Annotated in this window: 11 protein-coding genes and 1 pseudogene; 4 read left to right on the top strand and 8 right to left on the bottom strand. The window is 71.5% G+C overall.

The genetic code is table 11. The annotated features are described in order from the left end of the window. Positions 1 to 322: 322 nt before the first annotated feature. The gene (locus WME75_RS13465) at positions 323 to 490 is read right to left on the bottom strand and encodes a hypothetical protein (RefSeq protein ID WP_437490317.1); all 168 of its coding nucleotides are present in this window, start codon (positions 488 to 490) and stop codon (positions 323 to 325) included. A gap of 605 nt (positions 491 to 1,095) precedes the next feature. Between WME75_RS13465 and WME75_RS13460 the strand changes: the two are divergent. Continuing rightward, positions 1,096 to 1,236 (top strand): annotated as a pseudogene (locus WME75_RS13460) (JAB domain-containing protein); the annotation flags it as partial. 992 nt (positions 1,237 to 2,228) lie between these two features. Next, positions 2,229 to 3,005, top strand: coding sequence for a methyltransferase domain-containing protein (locus tag WME75_RS13455; RefSeq protein WP_437490314.1), 777 nt, complete (start codon positions 2,229 to 2,231; stop codon positions 3,003 to 3,005). Positions 3,006 to 3,059: 54 nt separating this feature from the next. Here WME75_RS13455 and WME75_RS13450 read toward each other — a convergent pair whose 3' ends face one another. After that, a complete protein-coding gene (locus WME75_RS13450) occupies positions 3,060 to 3,782 on the bottom strand; it encodes an SAM-dependent methyltransferase (RefSeq protein WP_437490312.1) in 723 nt (240 codons plus the stop codon). A 302-nt stretch (positions 3,783 to 4,084) separates the two neighbouring features. Here WME75_RS13450 and WME75_RS13445 point away from each other — a divergent pair, with 302 nt between their 5' ends. Next, complete coding sequence (locus WME75_RS13445; protein WP_437490309.1) at positions 4,085 to 5,386, top strand: cation:proton antiporter; 1,302 nt, start codon at positions 4,085 to 4,087, stop codon at positions 5,384 to 5,386. Positions 5,387 to 5,449: 63 nt separating this feature from the next. Here WME75_RS13445 and WME75_RS13440 read toward each other — a convergent pair whose 3' ends face one another. From WME75_RS13440 to ptsP, 6 genes are all read right to left on the bottom strand, one after another. Next, positions 5,450 to 6,637, bottom strand: coding sequence for a hypothetical protein (locus tag WME75_RS13440; RefSeq protein WP_437490307.1), 1,188 nt, complete (start codon positions 6,635 to 6,637; stop codon positions 5,450 to 5,452). 1 nt (position 6,638) lies between these two features. After that, positions 6,639 to 9,416, bottom strand: a complete 2,778-nt coding sequence (locus WME75_RS13435) for a family 20 glycosylhydrolase (RefSeq protein WP_437490304.1) — start codon at positions 9,414 to 9,416, stop codon at positions 6,639 to 6,641. A gap of 9 nt (positions 9,417 to 9,425) precedes the next feature. After that, positions 9,426 to 10,436, bottom strand: coding sequence for an SIS domain-containing protein (locus WME75_RS13430; protein ID WP_437494810.1), 1,011 nt, complete (start codon positions 10,434 to 10,436; stop codon positions 9,426 to 9,428). 16 nt (positions 10,437 to 10,452) lie between these two features. After that, complete coding sequence (gene nagA, locus WME75_RS13425; RefSeq protein ID WP_437490302.1) at positions 10,453 to 11,553, bottom strand: N-acetylglucosamine-6-phosphate deacetylase; 1,101 nt, start codon at positions 11,551 to 11,553, stop codon at positions 10,453 to 10,455. Further along, complete coding sequence (gene nagE, locus WME75_RS13420) at positions 11,550 to 13,238, bottom strand: N-acetylglucosamine-specific PTS transporter subunit IIBC (RefSeq protein WP_437490299.1); 1,689 nt, start codon at positions 13,236 to 13,238, stop codon at positions 11,550 to 11,552. The genes nagA and nagE overlap by 4 nt, the downstream gene beginning before the upstream one ends. Positions 13,239 to 13,320: 82 nt before the next feature. Next, on the bottom strand, positions 13,321 to 15,897 hold the full coding sequence (ptsP, locus tag WME75_RS13415) for a phosphoenolpyruvate--protein phosphotransferase (RefSeq protein ID WP_437490297.1): 2,577 nt from the start codon (positions 15,895 to 15,897) through the stop codon (positions 13,321 to 13,323). Between the two features lie 430 nt (positions 15,898 to 16,327). On the opposite strand from ptsP, the gene WME75_RS13410 reads away from it, so the two are divergent. Then, positions 16,328 to 17,935 (top strand): glycosyl hydrolase family 18 protein, encoded by a 1,608-nt coding sequence (locus WME75_RS13410; protein ID WP_437490294.1) that lies wholly within the window; start codon positions 16,328 to 16,330, stop codon positions 17,933 to 17,935.

The raw sequence follows: 17,935 nt of genomic DNA, 5'->3' as shown, positions 1-17,935 counted from the left end.
ACCCAGTCCACAGCAACATGGCCAACACACACCAGCTCTAATCATCGCCGGAGTAGGAACACACCTTCGGAAACGGCAGCCCGAATGGATAATAACAATCATCACCATTTGGATAATGGTATCCGCACATAAATCCAATGGTCAAATCGTTACACGAGAACAACTTTCCAATTCCACCATCAACTTTTTTGGATGCACGGCGAGCGCAACGCATCCGATTCCTTTCGCCAAGCAGCGCTCTGAACATGTGGCGCCGTGGTCCCGCTTGGTGCAGAACACCTTCAGACCAGCTTCATACGGAGCGTCAGGCTGCGACGGAGCGTCAGGCTGCGACGAGGCGCCCCCTGGCATCGGCGCCGATCTGGATCCCGCCCACGCTCACGCCACCGCTGAACTCGAGAGCCCTTGCCGGCGCCGGAACAACGACCAGCGCACAGGCACAGCCGCACAGCATGAGCGCGCGCGCCTTCACCTTCAGCCGGTGCCTCATGTCCTCTCCCCGAATCCCGATGCTTCTCCTGCCGGACGGCGCCGTCAACAGTAATCCAGGGCACACTACGTCCCTACTGTTCTTGCGCGGGCGTGCCAAGTGCGGCGGCTCGTGTCGCTGGATCGGAGCGCCTGCCAGCAACCACGGCGCCGTCTCCGACCACAGGCTGACCGAGTACCACTGCCCGGGCCTCGCGAGGCCGCCTGCCGGCGCTTACGGCATCGACGATGATCCGGTGCCGGGGATCCACGTCCTCGCTGCCTAACGCCTCGATCTAGCGGGCACGGGCAGATGGATCGCCATGCCGCTCGACGGCTCCGGTGCCGTCGGCCCGTCTCGGACGGCGTGCTGCGGTCTTGCGTGGGACAGGCGTGTGCCAACGAGGTCGAGCCCTTCGCAACCAGCGTCCTATAAACCTAGCTTCCGCCAGGGGATCGAGCTTTTCTGGGCCTGCCGCGCTTGATCCTGTCGCTCGCGGCTACCGGCCTCTCGACACACGAGATCGCCGCCTCCCTCGCGCTCCCGCGCCCCACGGTGGCCACCCGCCTCCGCCTCGCGCGCCGCCTCTTCGCCCGCTCGCTCGCCCGCTTTCGGAGGTGGCCCCGATGAGCAGCGCCCCTGTCGACGCCCCCGCCGAGACGGCGGCCGAGATCCCGACCGCGACCGAGGCTGCCCTCATCGAGATGGTGCTCGGCATCCCCGGCGTGGCGCCGCGCATCCTCGGCGCGGCCGCCCTCCCGTCACTCGTCGTGGATCAGATACGCAAGCTGCGCCGCACGTGGGGACCGAGCGCGTGCTCTTCGTCGGGCGTCAATCGTCGTAGCTGCATGCGCTCCTCGAACACAAGGACGAGGCCGCAGACGCAGACGCAGTAGTTCCCGGGCTCGGCGTCGATCAGTCGGATGCGACCGGCGCGGGAGAACACCCGGCCGCTTGGAGCTACCCTACAAGAGGGGCAGATGGCTTGGATTCGACCGGTCATCGGTGGCACCTGCGGGTGACCATAGCCGGATCGCCGACCGTGTCGAGGTGGTACCGCGGCCATCTCGCTCAGGATGTGCCGGCTTCCGCTGCTCCGCGTGCATTACGGTGAGCGAGCTCAGTTTGCCTCGCGGATCGGCGTTCGGGACACGAGCCGCTCGCGATGCGGTAGCCGCGGGGGCATCCACCCTGTGCGTGCGCCGCGGCGCCGACGTCGCCGGCGAGCAGCGCGAGCTCGCGGCGGCCGGGCCCTTACCCGGTGCCCGGCGCCCGGCTTCGCGCGTGCTTCGGGTCCTTGCCGGCCGGGGCGTGCCGCCTCGCCCTCGTCAAGCCCGAGGGGAGCGCGGCGAGCCGCACTGGAGCTCGCCCTGCTCGCCCGCCAGAAACGAAGGAAGCGAGCGATGGCGGCGCTGCGTCAGCCGGCCATCGCTCGCTCGATTCGTCCGCTCCCCGGACAGCACGGCCGCCGCCGCGCGGCGTGCGCTCAGAACAGGTCGTACGAAGCCCCGTCGCCACATGTCGATCCTCGCTCGTCGTTTCGCGCCCATCGAGTACCGTGGTGCGCTTGCAGCGGCGTCTTCGAAGCAGTGGCAGAGCAGGCCACGTGCCTGGGGGGGCTTCCAGCGGCTTCAGCCGGACGTGGCCGAGCCGCACGTAGAGACTGCCACCGGAGGATCGTGCTACACAAGGGGACAGGCACAGGCGTTCCCAGGCCGAGCCTCCGGGCACCCCCCAGCCCGCCGCCGACCCCACCCTGATGGTCAAATTCAATCTCCTCCCCGCCGTCGCGACGCAAGCTCGCGAGCTGACCGACGACGAGGTCGCCCAGCTCCGGGAGGACCTTCGCCACGGCCCCGTGGACGACGGCACGTTCGACGCGATCTACGCCGCGCCGATCCGCGAGAAGTCCAGGCGATACTGGACCACCGCGGAGGTTGCCCACCAGGCGGCCTCGCTGTTCGCGCGCTACAACGCCCGACGGGTGCTCGACATCGGCTCCGGGCCCGGCAAGTTCTGCCTCGTCGCCGCGTGCGCCCGGCCGGACCTCGACTTCACAGGTGTCGAGCACCGGGCTCACCTCGTCGAGGCCGCCTGGACGGCTGCGCAGCGCCTCGGCCTCGACAACGTCCGGTTCTTCCGGGCCGACGCGACCGACCCCGCCTGGTTCGGGTTCGACGGCTTCTATCTCTATAACCCGTTCGCCGAGAACCTCTATTCGGCCGACGATCACCTCGACGATACAGTGGAGCTCTCCCGGCGCCGCTTCATGAACGAAGTCGGGCGAGTGACTCGCTGTCTCGCCAACGTGGCGATGGGCACGTGCGTCGTGACCTACAACGGCTTTGGCGGACCGATCCCCTCGGCGTTCGAGCTCATGCACGCCGAGCCGGCGGGCTGCGACTGGCTCCGCCTCTGGGTGAAGCAGCACGAGACGGCGGATCCCGGGGGTTACTACCTGGAGGAAGACGACGGCGTGACGCTGGTCCGTGGTGAGCTGTCGGACCTCAAGGAGAGGATCGCCGAGCTGCTGTGAGGGCGGGGCCGCCCGTGAGGCGCACGGAGCCGCGGCCCCCCGCGTGCCGCCACGTCACGCGCCGATCGTGGAGGGCTCGTAGCGCGTCACCCAGACCTTGAAGTGCAGCTCGCCGAAGATCAAACGAGGCGCCACGAGGCCTGCCTGGGCGAGGAGCGCGAAGACCTCGGCCTCCGAGGCCGGGACCCGCAACGACGCCATGGCCTTTCGTCGTTGCTCCGCCACCTCGGGCGGCAACGCGACCGCGGAGGACCGCCGCTCCTCGACGGCCATCAGCAGCGGATCACTCCCAGCCCGACAGCCGATCACGAAGGGCGCCCCCGGCTTCAGCCGCCCGGCGATCTCCCGCAAGAGCTCCAGGCGAGCCTCATCCCCCGGGAGGTGGTGCAGGACGCCGATCATCTGGGCGCCGTCGAACAAGGGCCCGCGCGCGAGATCGCGCAGCTCGCAGGCATGCAGGCTCGTCCGCTCCAGGAGGCCTTCCGCCGCGAGCCGCTCTCTCGCCACGGCGAGCATGTCCGCCGAGGGATCGACGCCGGTGAAACGAACGCCGGCCCCCACGTAGCGCGCGAACGGCGTCACCTCGCTCCCGGTCCCGATGCCGACCATCAGCAGCGACGCGGCCTCCTTGTCGGGGAGCGCCGCGACGATCACCTCGGCGACGATCTGGTGCATGGCGCCATAGCCCGCCCACATGCTGTGCACGTGGCCGTCGTAGCTCGATGCTCGCGCCCGATCGAAGGTCACTGCGTGCTTTCCGTGCTCGTCCGTCTTCATCACGTCTCCTTCGCTGGCGGCCGCACGGACCGCCTGCAGCCAAGGAGTACCGCCCTCCGTGCCGCCCCGACAGGGCGAGGCTTTCGATCCGGTCGGCGGGGCTTTCGATCCGGTCGGCGGGGCCCTCTGTCGCGATCCCCCCGAGATTTCAGGCCCTGGCGCAGGTCCCGCAGTCGAGGCTTGACATTTTTAATCGACTTGGATTTCCTTCCACTTCAGGGGTACTTTGACGTCCAACTTTTTACCCGGACAGCGCCGCGTCTCGTTCGAACCGACGCGCGTCGATCTGTAGATCTGGGAGCATGGATCTATTCCAAGTCTCGGCGGCGCTCCTCTCGCTCGCCGCGGTCTTCAGCTTCGTGAACCATCGGTTCCTGAAATTGCCGACCACGATCGGGCTGATGCTGATCGCGATGACGGCGTCCCTCGTCATGGTGGCCGTCGGAGAGCTGTTTCCGGCGGTGGAGGCCAAGGCGAGAGAGCACCTCTCGGGCATCGACTTCAACAAGACGTTGATGCAGGGGATGCTCGGCTTCCTGCTGTTTGCCGCCGCGCTGCACGTCAACCTGGCGGATCTGAAGAAGCAGCGGCTCATCATCGGCATCCTGGCCACGGGGGGCGTGCTCCTGTCCACCGTGCTCGTGGGCGGCATGACCTACGCCCTCATGACGCTGATGGGCGTGGAAGTCCGGCCGGTCTACTGCCTGCTCTTCGGCGCGCTGATCTCCCCCACCGATCCCATCGCGGTGGTCGGGGTCCTCAAGCACGTGGGGGCGCCGAAGGAGCTCGAGATGAAGATCGCCGGGGAGTCGCTCTTCAACGACGGCGTGGCGGTGGTGGCGTTCATCGGGCTCCTGGAGATCGCGTCGGGGACGTCGGGCATCGATCCGCAGAGGCTCTCGCTGCTGTTCCTGCAAGAGGCGATCGGCGGCGTGGTGTACGGCCTCGCGCTCGGCTTCGTGACGCTCGCCATGTTGCGGAAGGTCGACGACTACAAGGTCGAGGTCCTGATCTCGCTGGCGACCGCGGCGGGCGGCTACGCCCTGGCGTACGCGCTCCATGTCTCCGGCCCCATCGCCATGGTGGTGGCCGGGCTCTTCATCGGGAACGAGGCGCGCGCCGGCGCCATGAGCGAGAAGACCCGCGAGCACCTGGACGACTTCTGGGAGCTGATGGACGAGATCCTGAACGCGGTGCTGTTCGTCTTGATCGGGCTCGAGCTCCTGATCGTCGCCTTCGACACCCAGTCGCTGCTCGCCGGGCTCCTCGCGTTCCCCGTCGTGTTGATCGCGCGGTTCATCGCTGTCGCGCTGCCGGTGAGCCTCATGAAGAGGCGCAGGGTCTTCACCCCGGGGGCGATCCGCATCCTCACCTGGGGCGGCCTGCGCGGCGGCGTCTCGGTGGCCCTCGCGCTCTCCATCCCCGGAAAGCTCGCGGACGGCACGCTCGTGCCGGAGCGCGAGATGGTGCTGACCATCACCTATGTCGTGGTGGTCGTCTCCATCGTGGTGCAGGGCCTGACCATCGGCCCCTTGCTGCGCCGGACGATCGCCGCCGCCGCCGCCGTCGAGCCGGAGGAGCGGCTCCCCGCGAAGACCGCCTGAACGACCTGGAGGAGGCGCGACCTCCATCAGGGCACGCAACGAGCTCGGACGACTGACACAGCGCTACCGCGGCACGCGCACCACACGACCGCCGTCGGCCTCGTCGACCGCGTAGACACAGGCGCCCTGCACCGCCACGGCCGCGGGGCGCGTCAGGCCCTCGGCGAGCACCTCGGGGTAGCCGGGGCAGCCCGCGGCCGGGCAGCGCAGGACCGTGCCCGCGCCGCGGTCCGCCCAGTACGCGTCCGCGCCGTCGATCACGAGCGCCGCGGGCTCGCGCAGCGGCCGCGCCGGCTCGGTCTGCGGCGCGAGCGGCTCCGCGGCGCACGGTTCCACGAGGTCGCAACGGGAGACGCCGGCCGCCGACCCGTCCGGGTGGGCCCAGGTCCAGAGCACGTCGGTGTCGCCGAGCGCGATCTGGTCCGGGAAATCCAGGAGCACCGCGATCTGCGCCGCGAGGGCGCCCGGCGGAGCGCCCTTGTCGAGGCGGAGCACCTGGCCGAAGGCGGCGCCCGTGCCGTGCTGGACCCACACGACGTCGCCCGCGTCGCCCGGGGCGACCGCCACGCGGCGCGGGTGGGACTGGCTCGGCGCGAGCAGCTCCGGGGTCGCGCCGCAGCCCTCGGCGACGGGGCAGCGCAGCAGCTCGCCGGCGGTGCCGCTCGGCTCGTCGCGCGTCCAGTACACGTGCCGCCCGTCCGTCGCCAGGCCGCGCACGGCCTCGGCCTCGCCCGGCGCGAAGGCGAGGAGCGACGTCGCCCCCGCCGCGCAACCGTCGGCCGGGCACCGCCAGAGCCCGTCGGCGGCGACCCAGACGACGAGCCCGCCGGCGGCCGCGAGCAGGCCCGGCGACGGCGTGAACGACACGAGGTCCTCCACCGCGCCCGTCGCGGGATCGAGGCGGCGGACGCGATCGCCCGCGCGGCTCGTCCACACCACGTGCGGCCCGGCCGCGGCGATCGCGGCAGGAGCGCCGGCCTCCTCGGCCGCGGCGACCACGCACGGGCCATCGCAGTCCGCCGGCGCGCAGCGACCCGGCTCGCCGGGGCCGGCGCCGCCCGTGGCCCCGCCGGCGCCGCCCGTGGCCCCGCCGGCGCCGCCCGCGGCCCCGCCGGCGCCGCCCGCGGCCCCGCCGGCGCCGCCCGCGGCCCCGCCGGTCAGGCCGCTGAGATCGATGTAACAGCCGGGCAGCAGCGCGAGGAGCGCCAGCGCGGCACCCCGCTGCGCTGCGGTCGTCGAGCCGCCCCTCACCTCACCTGACCGCCCGCCCTCGACCCGACGCGTCCGGATCGAGGACCGAGGTGCGGCTGCCGCGGCCGCGCGTGTCGAACGTCCTGAGCTTGACGACGCCGCTCACCGCCACCGGCCCCTGATAGAGGGTCGAGGCGGCGTCGGGCTCGGCGCCGTCGGTCGTGTAGCGGATCTGGAGGCCCGGGAAAGCGACGTTCGCCACGAGCTGGCCGCCCTCGATGCGCGCGCCCGGCAGCGGGAGCCGGTAGTCCACGCCGCCGCCCAGGTGGTCGAGCCGCGGCAGCTCGCGCTGCCCCAGGCTGTTGGCGAAGCGATTCCACGCCTCGGCGAGCAGGCTCGCGCGCGCCGCCCCGTCGTCCTCCGCCGCCCACGCCGGGTCCGGCGCCCAGGCCCGCTCCGCGAGGCCGAGCAGCTTCGGGAAGATCAGGTACTCCATCGCTCGCTGGCCCTTGGCGTTCTCGCCCCAGAGCTGCCCCTGGATGCCGAGGATGTTCGCCCGGCCGGCGTCGGTCAGCCTGACGTGGTCCCGGAACATCGCCGCCTGATCGATCGGATTGCCCATGCGATCCGCGTGGGCGCTCCTGTAGACGTCGAACGGCACGAACTCGTAGGGCTTCCGCGTGTCCACGAACCCGGCCCAGTAATACCCAGGCTCCGAAGGATCCTTGTCGTAGGCGAGGTCGAAATACAGGTTCGTGGCGTTGGAGAGGACCACCGGATAACCCGCGTTGGCGAGCTTGTAGCCGTTGTCCTCGTCCCCCCAGCCCCAGACGTTGTTCCACACGTACGGCCTGAAACGGCTGCTCAGGAACTCGGGGTTGGCCTCCTTGTCGACGCCGCCCTCCACCTGCACCTTGCTCAAGGCGATCTCCTCCCAGCCGCCGGTCACGAGGTCGTGGGACGCGAGGATCGCGCTGACCTTGCGGAGGAAATGGCTCGCCAGATCGTCCACGGAGTCGACGCCCTCCTCCTGCGCCTCGGCGAGGAGCGCGCGGCACGAGGGGGACTGCTCCCAGACCCCCTCCGGCACCTCGTCGCCGCCCGTGTGGAAGGTGGTGAGCGGCGCGCCGGCCTCGGCGTACATGGCGACGATGTCGTCCACGACGACCTTCAGGAACCTGTAGGTCGACTCCCGGCAGGGATTCATCACGTTATCGTGCCACATCTGCACGGACATGTACCGGGACGCGTCCTCCAGATCGCCGAGCAGGAACTCCTCGGCCTTCGCGAGGTCGCCGGCGGCCGCGAGCCTCGCATGACGCGACTCCATCGCCTTGACCGCCGCGCGGGCGTGGCCCGGCATGTCGATCGCCGGGATCACCTCGATGTGGCGCGCCCTGGCATGACGCAGGATCTCCACGAACTCGGCGCGGGTGTAATGGCCGCTGCCGCTCGACGCAGGAGAATCCGGGTCCGGACCGGAGCCGAACGAGGGGACGAGCTTGTCGCGATCGTCCAGGGTATGGCCGCGCCGGGCGCCGACCTCGGTGAGCTCGGGCAAGCCGCGCACCTCGAGGCGGAACCCCTCGTCGTCGGTCAGGTGGAAATGAAGCTTGTTCAGCTTGTAGAAGGCCATGACGTCGAGCAGCTTCAGCACGGCCTCCTTGCGCTGGAAGTTGCGCGCGACGTCGAGGTGCATGCCGCGGTACGCGAAGCGCGGGGCGTCCTCCACCGTCACCGCGCCGATCGCGAGCTCCGGCTGGGCGGCCCGGTAGGCCTCGACGGGCGCGAGGGCGCGCAGGCTCTGGATCCCATAGAAGACACCGGCCGCGTCGCTGCCCACGATCTCGACGCCCTCCCCGGTGACCGTGAGGCGATAGGCCTCGTCGCCCGCCTGCTTCGGCTGGCCGCCGACGTCGAGCGCGCCCGTCGTCAACACGATCGCCGCCGTGCCCGCGGGCGGCGCGCCCTCGCGGACCTCCGGCGCGCCGCCGAGGAGGACCCCGAGCGCCTCCGCCAGAAAGGCCGCTTCGCCCTGGAGCCCCGCGGCATGAACGACGGGCACGGCAGACGACAACACAAACTCTCCGGCGCCGGCCTCGAGGAGCACCGGCGAGGGCACGATCCTGTCGACGTCGCCCGCCGGGAGCAGGCGGACCGCCTGGTTCTCGTCATGGCGAGACGCCGCCGTCGGCACGGGCGTGATGTCGCCCGGGAAACGGTCCGTCTGCTTCTCCTCCAGGAACGGCTGGACGGTCTCGGAGCCAACCGCCTCCGGCGCAGAGGCCACGCCCTCGGCGTCCGTGAATACGAAGTAATAGCCCGCGGGGGCGTCCGTCTCCTTGATGGCCCAGTACGATCCATCGAAGGGAATGACGACGCTCTGCCCCGGCTCCACCGGCTGGAACGCCTCGGTCGGCTCCATCTTGAAGAAGTCGCCGTTGATCTGGGTGACCTTCACCCCCGCCGGCAGGCTCTCGGGGAGGATCGCCCGGACGAAGTTGAAATAGAGCGTCCAGCCGCCGTTCCCGAGCGGGACCGTCCCATGGTTGGTGATCGTCAGCTCCGAGCCGAAGCTCACCGCGGGGTTCTTTGTGTTGTCCAGCACTCCCCAGCTCACGGCGAGATCGGCGCCCGACGGGCGCTGCTTCGCCGAGCCGCCCGCGCCGCCGTCCCCTCCGGCGCCACCGCCGCCGCCGCCACCGCCGCCGCCACCCTCATTGCCCGTGCTGGTGCTCATCGTGGTGCTCCCGGCGGACGAGGGCGTCCCGTCGCCGGCGCACCCTGCCACAAACAGGGCGGCGGTGAGCAGCCCAAATCGGAAAACAGGCCTTCTCATGACGGACTCCTACAGTGTTTTCGTGACCTTCTTGAGCCGCCTCGGCGCGTCGGGATCCAGCCCTCTGGCCTCGGCCAACGCAGCGGCGGCCAGATAGAACGCCTGGATCTGACAGAGCGGGTCGAGCAGCTCGTGGGGAGACGCGGGCACCACGAGATCGACCCCCGGCAGCCCGGCCGGACCGACGAGGATCACCTTCGCGCCCTGCCCCCGGAACGCCTCCGCCATGCTGGCGAGGCCGGCCTGCGCCGGGCCCCGCGGGGCGAAGATCAGGAGCGGGAACCGCTCGTCGATGAGGGCCATCGGCCCGTGCTGCACCTCGGCGACCGTGAACGCCTCGGCGTGGACGCCGCACGTCTCCTTGAACTTGAGGGCCGCCTCCAGCGCGATCGAGAAGCCCGGGCCCCGCCCGAGCACGAGCAGGCGCTCCTCGCCGGCCAGCGCGCCCACGAGCGGGCTCACGTCGCTCTCGCTCGCGGCAGACAGGGTGTCCGGCAGCGCCTTCAGCGCGTCGAGCAGGACGGCGTCCTCTCTCCAGCTCCCCACCACCCTGGCCATGGCGCTCAGGCTGGCGATGAAGCTCTTCGTGGCGGCGACGCTGCGCTCGAGGCCGGCGCGCAGGGGGATCGTCGACCCGGCCGCCTGGGCGAGCGGCGAGCCGAGCTGGTTGACGAGGGCCGCCGTCACCGCGCCCGCGGCGCCGCACGCCGAGAGCGTGGTCACGACATCCGGGCTCTGCCCCGATTGCGACACAGCGACCGCCAGGCTGCCCGGGAGCCGCAGCGGCGCGCGGTAGAGGGTCACCACCGACGGAGGCAGGCTCGCGACCGGACAGCCGACCTGCGTCATCACGAGGTAAGCGAGGTAGGCCGCGGCGTGATCCGAGCTGCCGCGGGCGATCGTGACCACGGACGGCGGCGGCGCCGCCCGCAGGCGGGCGCCCAGGTCGCGGTAGGCAGGCTCGTCCTGCGCGAGCTGCTGCGCCACGATCTCCGCGGCGGAGCGGGCCTCCTCGGCCATGATCGAGCTCGTTCGATTACTCAAGGGGCTCCCCTTCCACGAGGACCTGCCGCAGGGTGAGATCCTCGTCCAGGACCAGCAGATCGGCGAAGCAGCCCGGCGCGACGCGCCCTCGATCCTCGAGGCCGAGGTGCTCGGCCGGAAACTGGCTGCACCGGCGCGACGCCTCCGGCACGGAGAGCCCGAGGCCGACAAGGTTCTTGAAGGCCTGGTGCATGGTCAGGCAGCTCCCTGCCAGGGTCCCGTCGGGGAGCCGCACGCTGTTCTGGCACTTCGTGACGGCGTGCGCGCCGAGCCGGTACGGCCCGTCCGGCATCCCCGAGGCCGCGGTGCCGTCGGTCACGGCGTAGAGCCGGGGGATGCAGCGCAGGGCGGCCCGGATGGCGCCCGGATGCACGTGGACGAGATCCGGGATCAGCTCGGCGAAGTCGCCGTGGGCCAGGGCCGCCCCGACCGCGCCGGGCTCGCGGTGGTGCAGCCCGTTCATCGCGTTGAAGAGGTGGGTGAAGCCGCTCGCCCCCGCCTCGAGGGCCGCCACGACCTCGTCGTAGCTGGACAGCGTGTGCCCGATCTGGACCCGCACCCCGAGGGCGGACAGGTCGCGGATGAGCGCCAGGTGGCCCGCGAGCTCCGGCGCGAGCGTGAGCACGCGGATCGGCGCCACGGCGTGGAGCGCGAGCGCGACGCCGAGATCACCGCCCACCACGCTCGGAGGCTGCGCGCCCAGCCGACCCGGGTTGAGGAACGGGCCCTCGAGGTGGACGCCGAGGACGCGCGCCTCGCCGCGGCGGCGGGCGTTCATGGCGGCCCGGATCGCGCGCAGGGCGGAGACGATCTCCGGAAGGGGCGCCGTCATCGTTGTGGCGAGCAGGCTGGTGGTCCCGGTCGTGGCGTGCGCGCGGGCCATCACCCGGGCCGCGTCCCCGCCCTCCATGACGTCCCGGCCGCCGCCGCCGTGCACGTGCAGATCGATGAAGCCGGGCAGGATCCGCGGCCCCCGGGCGGGCTCGGGGGCCGGCGCGCCCTCGATCTCCTGGACCCGCGCGTCGAAGCAAACGCGCCCGCGGAGCCAGCCGTCCGGCGTGAGGAGGTTGCCTTCCAGCTCCACGCCCGTCACCCCTCGAGCTTCCGCGCGAGCGCGGCGGCGTAGTGCGGCGCTTCCGGGCCGACAAGCAAGTGGACAACCCGGTCCGGGATGCGCATCACCCCCATCACGTCCGCGGCCTCCAGCGCCGCGTCGTCGACCCGGTCCACGTCGGCGAGCTCGACGCGCACGCGCCCGCTCGAGAACCCCTCCACGGACCGGATGTTGGCGGCGCCGCCGAGCGCGGCGAGCCAGCGCTCGATCTGCATTGCCGGCTGCGCCGCGGGCGCGCCGGGCTGCATTGCCGGCTGCGCCGCGGGCGCGCCGTCCCTGAGCTCCCGCATCTCCCGGGCGATCGACTCGGCCATGGGGCCGAGGATCACCTGCAGGCTGTCGGTCCCCGGGCGCACGACGCCCTTGGCGCCGAGCGCCTTCAGATCCGCGTCCTTCACGCGATCGCGGTCGACCATGACAAGCCGCAGGCGGGTGATGCAGGCGTCGATCTCGCGGAGGTTGCCGTGGCCGCCCAGCGCCCGCAGGAGCTGCCCGGCGAGCCCGCCGGCCTCGGCCCCCTCCCCCGGCGCGCCCTCGGACGGGACCGCGGAGGGCTCCGCCGCGGCCTCGCGGCCCGGCGTGGCCAGGTTGAACCGCTCGATGAAGACGACGAAGAGACCATAATAGACGACCGCGTAGGCGAGGCCGACAGGCACGATCATCCAGCCCTTGGTCGAGAGGCCGTAGTTCAGCGCGTAGTCGATGAACCCGGCGGAGAAGCTGAAGCCGTGCCGCACGCCGAGCACGTCGAGCAGCGCCAGCGAGAGGCCCGTCAGCACGGCGTGGACCGCGTACAGCGCCGGCGCGAGGAACATGAACGCGAACTCGATGGGCTCGGTGATGCCGGTCAAGAAGGCGGTCAGCGCGGCCGAGAACATCACGCCGAAGGTGGCCTTGCGGTTCTCGGGGCGGGCGGTGCGGTAGATCGCCAGGCACGCCGCCGGCAGGCCGAACATCATCACCGGGTAGAAGCCGGCCATGAACACGCCCGCCGAGGGATCGCCGGCGAAGTAGCGGTTCAGATCGCCGGTCGCCGCCCCCTTGGCGCCCGGGAACGAGCCGACGACGAACCACGCGAGGTTGTTGAGGATGTGGTGCAGCCCGGTCGGGATGAGCAGCCGGTTCAGGACGCCGAAGCTGAAGGCGCCGATCGGCCCCGAGGCCACGACCCAGCCGCCCAGCGCGTCGATGCCGGCCTGGATGGGCGGCCAGACGAAGCCGAGGACGAGCGCGAGGGCGAGGCTCGCGCCGCCGGTGACGATGGGCACGAAGCGGCTGCCGCCGAAGAAGCCCAGGAAGGAGGGCAGCTTCGTGTCGCGGAAGCGGTTGTACATCGCCCCCGCGAGGACGCCGGCGAGTATGCCGGCGAGGACGCCCATCTTGACCTTCTCGTCGATGCTCTTCACCCCGTTCGTGATCACCAGGTAGGCGATCATCCCGGAGAGCCCGGCCACGCCGTTCATGTCGCGCGCGAGGCCGACCGCGATGCCCACGGCGAAGATCAGCGCCAGGTTGTCGAAGATGGCGCCGCCGGCCTGGGCGACGAACGCGATGTCCAGCACGTCGGGCTGCCCCAGCCGGAGCAGCAAGCCCGCGACCGGCAGCACCGCGATGGGCAACATCAGCGCCTTGCCGACGCGCTGCAGCTCGTTGAATCCTCTCATCCGAAGCTCCTTCTCCGTGAAGCGGGGCGGTTTTCGCGTCGCGCTGGCGGCGGCCCCCGGCCTGCGTGCCGCGCGGGTGAGATCATCCGGATCGCGCGCCGGGCGAGAGCAGCGCCCGCACCTCGGCCGCGGTCCCCAGATCGAGCGCGGCCCTGGCGATCTCGCGGCACCTCGCGGCGTCGAGCTCGCGGATCCTCGCCTTCACCTCCGGGATCGCCTGGACGCTGACGCTCAGCTCGGTCACGCCGAGGCCGATCAGCACGGCCACGGCCTCGGGATCGCTCGCCACCGCGCCGCAGATCGCCACGTGGCGCTCGCGCTTCTTCGCGGCCTGCACGGTCGCGTCGATGAGCCGGAGCACCGCCGGGTGCAGCGCGTCCTGCCGGCCGGCGAGCCGCGGGTGCGTGCGGTCCATGGCCAGCGTGTACTGGGTGAGATCGTTCGTGCCGATCGAGAAGAAATCGACCTCCGCCGCGAACCGGTCGGCCTGGACCGCGACCGACGGCACCTCGACCATCACCCCGAGCTCCACCGGGGGCGATCCGGCGCGCCGGCGCTCCTCCTCGAGCACCTGCCTCGCCTCGTTGAGCTCCTCGAGGCTCGCGACCATGGGCAAGAGGACGCGGTGCCCGGCCGGGGCCCGGACCGCCAGGATGGCGCGGAGCTGGCTCCGCAGGATCGTCGGGTGGAGCGCGCCGATGCGCAGGCCGCGGATGCCGAGGAGGGGGTTGTCCTCCGCGGGCAAGGGCATGTACGAGAGCGGTTTGTCGCCGCCGACGTCGAGCGTGCGGATGACGAGGGGCCGCTCGCCCAGCGCGTCGGCGATCTCCTGGTACGCGGCGGTCTGATCGGCCTCGGTCGGCGCGCTGTCGCGATCGAAGAACATCAGCTCGGTGCGCAGGAGGCCCACGCCCTCGGCCCCGAGCCGGACGGCCTTGCGGGCGTCGTCGGCGCTCGCGATGTTGGCCAGCACCGCGACGTGGACCCCGTCGCGGGTCACCGCGCGCTCCCCCGCGGCCGCCTCCTGCCGCTCGCGCAGCGCCTGGCGCGCGCCGAGCCGGCCGCGGTAGGCGTCGAGCTCGGCCGCGCTCGGGTGGAGCAGCAGCACCGCCTCGTCGGTGTCGAGCACGGCCGCCGCCCCCGCCTCGACGGCGAGCAGCGACGGCGAGGCGCCGACGAGGTACGGCACGCCGAGCGAGCGCGCCAGGATCGCGGCGTGCGAGGTGGTGCCGCCGAGCACGCTGGCCAGGCCGGCGATCCGCTGGTCGGCGAGCCGCACGACCTCGGAGGGCGTCAGGCTCTCCGCGACGACGATGCTGCCGGCCGGCACGGCCTGGGCCTCGTCGACGCCGGCGAGGTGCCGCAGCGCGCGGCCGCCCACGTCGCGCAGATCGTTGGCGCGCGCGGCGAGCAGCGGGTTCGAGAGGCGGGCGAGCTCCCGGTACGACGACATCACCGCCTCGCGCCACGCGAACGCGGCCGACTTGCCCTCCACGATGGCGACCTCGGTGCGGGTGATCATCTCCGGATCGTCGAGCATCGCGAGGTGCGCGCTGAAGATCTGGGCCTGCTCGACGCGCTTGCCCGACGCGGCGACGAGCTGCTTCAGCTCCAGCCGGGTGTGCAGCAGCGCCTTTTGCAGGCGCGCGAGCTCCGCCTCCGTGTCGGTCGCGCCCTCGTCGACCGGGGCGGCGAGCGGGTCGATCGTGCAGATCGGGCCGATGGCGAGCCCCGGCGAGGCGCTCACGCCGTGGAGGTGCCGCGCGTCGTCGCTCGGGCGCGGCGCGGCGGGGGCGGCGCGCCCGGGATCGGCCGGGGGCGATGGAGGACGCGCGGCGGAGAGATCCTCGCCCAGCCCGCTCCGGACGAGCTCGACGAGGCGGGCCACCGCCCGCGCCGCCTCGCTGCCGCTCGCGACGATGCGCAGCTCGGCGCCCGGGCCCGCGCCGAGCTTCATCAGCGCGCCGACGCTCTTCGCGTTGGCGTTGCGGCCGGCGAGCTCCACGCTGATGTCGGCGGCGAACGACTTGGCCTCGGTGGCGAGCACCGCGGCCGGCCGCACGTGCAGCCCGTGCGGGTTGGGCACCACGACGAGGGCGGACGTGATCCCGACCGTGGCCCGCGGCGGCGGCCTGGACGCGCTCGTCTCTCCCGCGCTCGACGCCCGTAGCGCTTCCCCGCCGGCCCGCCGCCTGGGGCTCACCGTCATGAGGCGGCTCGCGCCGGCTTTGGCCACGCCGCTCGCGCGCTCGACGATGGCGCTCGTCTCGCCGCTCAGGACGATGATCTGCGTGAGCAGGCTGGGCGCGTTGCGGAGGAGGTGATCGGCGTCGAACTCGATGAGCGCCTGGCCGGCGGAGACCCTGTCTCCCTGGCTCACCCGTGCCCTGAAGCCCTCGCCCTTCAGGCCGACGGTGTCGATGCCGACGTGGATCATGATCTCGACCCCGCCCGCGGCGCTCAGGGTGATGGCGTGCCGCGCCGCGTGGAGCTGGGTCACCGTCGCGTCGCACGGGGCGAGCAACGTCTGGGAGGTCGGATCGATCGAGATGCCGTCGCCGACGATCTTGTCGGCGAAGACCGCATCGGGGACCGACTCGATCGGCACGATGGGACCGGACAGCGGGGCGAGGAGCGTCAGCGGTTCGCTGGTGTGCATTTCGACCGCGATCCTATCCGGATGTGGCTCGACAGGTTCCTGGCCGAGGGGCTCGATGGTTCCATCCACGGATCCCGACAAGAGCAAGCGTCGTGCCCTGCTCCGGGGCCGCCTGCTGCGGGAGGGAGGAAGCGAAGAAGAGCGCTGCGCCAGGCGATCTCCGGGAGATCTCCCGGGGATCGCCGGGCGGCCCCGGGGGCGATCCGGGCGCTCTCCCGCGATCGGGGGGATCGCCCGGCGATCTCCCGGATCGCCCCCCGTGCGCGCCGGGATCGCCGGGCGCGATCGCGGCGAGTGTCCTCCTCTGGGAGCGCAAAACGCGCTGAGGCGGCTCATTGACATCGATCATCGAGGTCATCGCCGCGAGCGGTACGCCGATTGCTGATGAGGTTTGCAACGACCGAAACCGACACACTCAAGGAGATCTGCCATGAAGCTTTATCCTCTCACGACCCTGCCGCTCTTTGCTGTGATGGCTCTGGCCGCGTGCGGCGGCCTCGATGGCGACGACGTGGGGCGCATCGGCCCGGATGGAGCAGAGATCGAGGAGACGGAGCAAGCCGCCCTCGCCGCTGCCTGGGCGCCGTACACCGCGTATGCCGTGAACTCCGAGGTGACCTACGGCGGCGTCACGTACAGTTGCATTCAGGGGCACACGTCCCTTCCGGGCTGGGAGCCGCCGATCGTCCCGGCGCTGTGGCGGGTGGTCAGCGGCAGCGGCACCACCACCAGCACGAGCAGCAGCACCACCAGCTCCAGCACGAGCGGCGCGGGCGGCAGCGGCGGCTCGGGCGGCAGCGGCGGAGCCGGCGGCGCAGGCGGCAGCGGCGGCTCGGGCGGCTCAGGCGGCTCAGGCGGCTCGGGCGGCGAGGGAGGCAGCGGCGGCGCTGGCGGCGACAAGAAGGTGATTGGCTACTTCGCGGAGTGGGGCATCTACGGCCGCAACTACCACGTCAAGAACATCGACACGAGCGGTTCGGCCGCCAAGCTCACGCACATCAACTACGCCTTCGGCAACGTGGTGGGCAACCGGTGTGCGCTCGGCGACACCTATGCCGATTACGACAAGGCCTACAGCGCCGCCGACAGCGTCGACGGCGTCGCCGACACCTGGGACACCGGCGCGCTCCGCGGCAGCTTCAACCAGCTCCGCAAGCTGAAGCGCAAGCACCCGCACCTCAAGGTGATGATCTCGCTCGGCGGCTGGACCTGGTCCGCCGGCTTCTCCGACGCCGCGCTGCCCGCGAACCGCGCCTCGTTCGTCTCTTCGTGTGTCGATCTCTTCATCAAGGATCCCCGCTGGGCCGGCGTGTTCGACGGCATCGACGTCGACTGGGAGTACCCGGCCGCCTGCGGCAGCACCTGCAACCAGCGCCCCGAGGACACCCAGAACTTCACGGCGTTGCTCGCCGAGTTCCGCAGCCAGCTCAACGCGGTGCGCCCCGGGCTGCAGCTCACCATCGCGGCGCCCGCCGGACTCGACAAGATCGAGAAGATCCAGGTCGGCGCGATCCACCGGCACCTCGATTTCATCAACCTGATGACGTACGACATGCACGGGGCGTGGGAGCGCACGACGAACTTCCACTCGCCGCTCTACAACTCCGGCTCGAACCCCGCGAAGGCCCTGAAGTACAGCACCGACGAGGCGGTCTCGGCCTGGCTGAACGGCGGGACGCCGGCGAGCAAGCTTGTCGTCGGGGTGCCCTTCTACGGCCGCGGCTGGACCGGGGTCACGAGCGCGGGCCAGGGAGTGTGGCAGTCGGCCGCCGGCGCCGCCCCGGGCACGTACGAGGCGGGCATCGAGGACTACAAGATCCTGAAGGCCAAGGGGCACCCCGGCTACACCCACCCGGACACGAAGGCGTTCTACACCTTCAATGGCACCGAGTTCTGGAGCTACGACACCCCGGCGTCGCTCGGGGTCAAGATGCGTTACATCAAGGACAAGGGGCTGGGCGGCGCGATGTTCTGGGAGCTGAGCGGCGACACGACGAACGGCGAGCTCGTCTCGGCGGTGAAGAGCGGCCTGCGGTGA

The sequence above is a fragment of the Sorangium sp. So ce1014 genome, assembly GCF_051521505.1.
Classification (GTDB): domain Bacteria; phylum Myxococcota_A; class Polyangia; order Polyangiales; family Polyangiaceae; genus Sorangium.
This window is presented reverse-complemented; position numbering and strand designations above follow the sequence as displayed.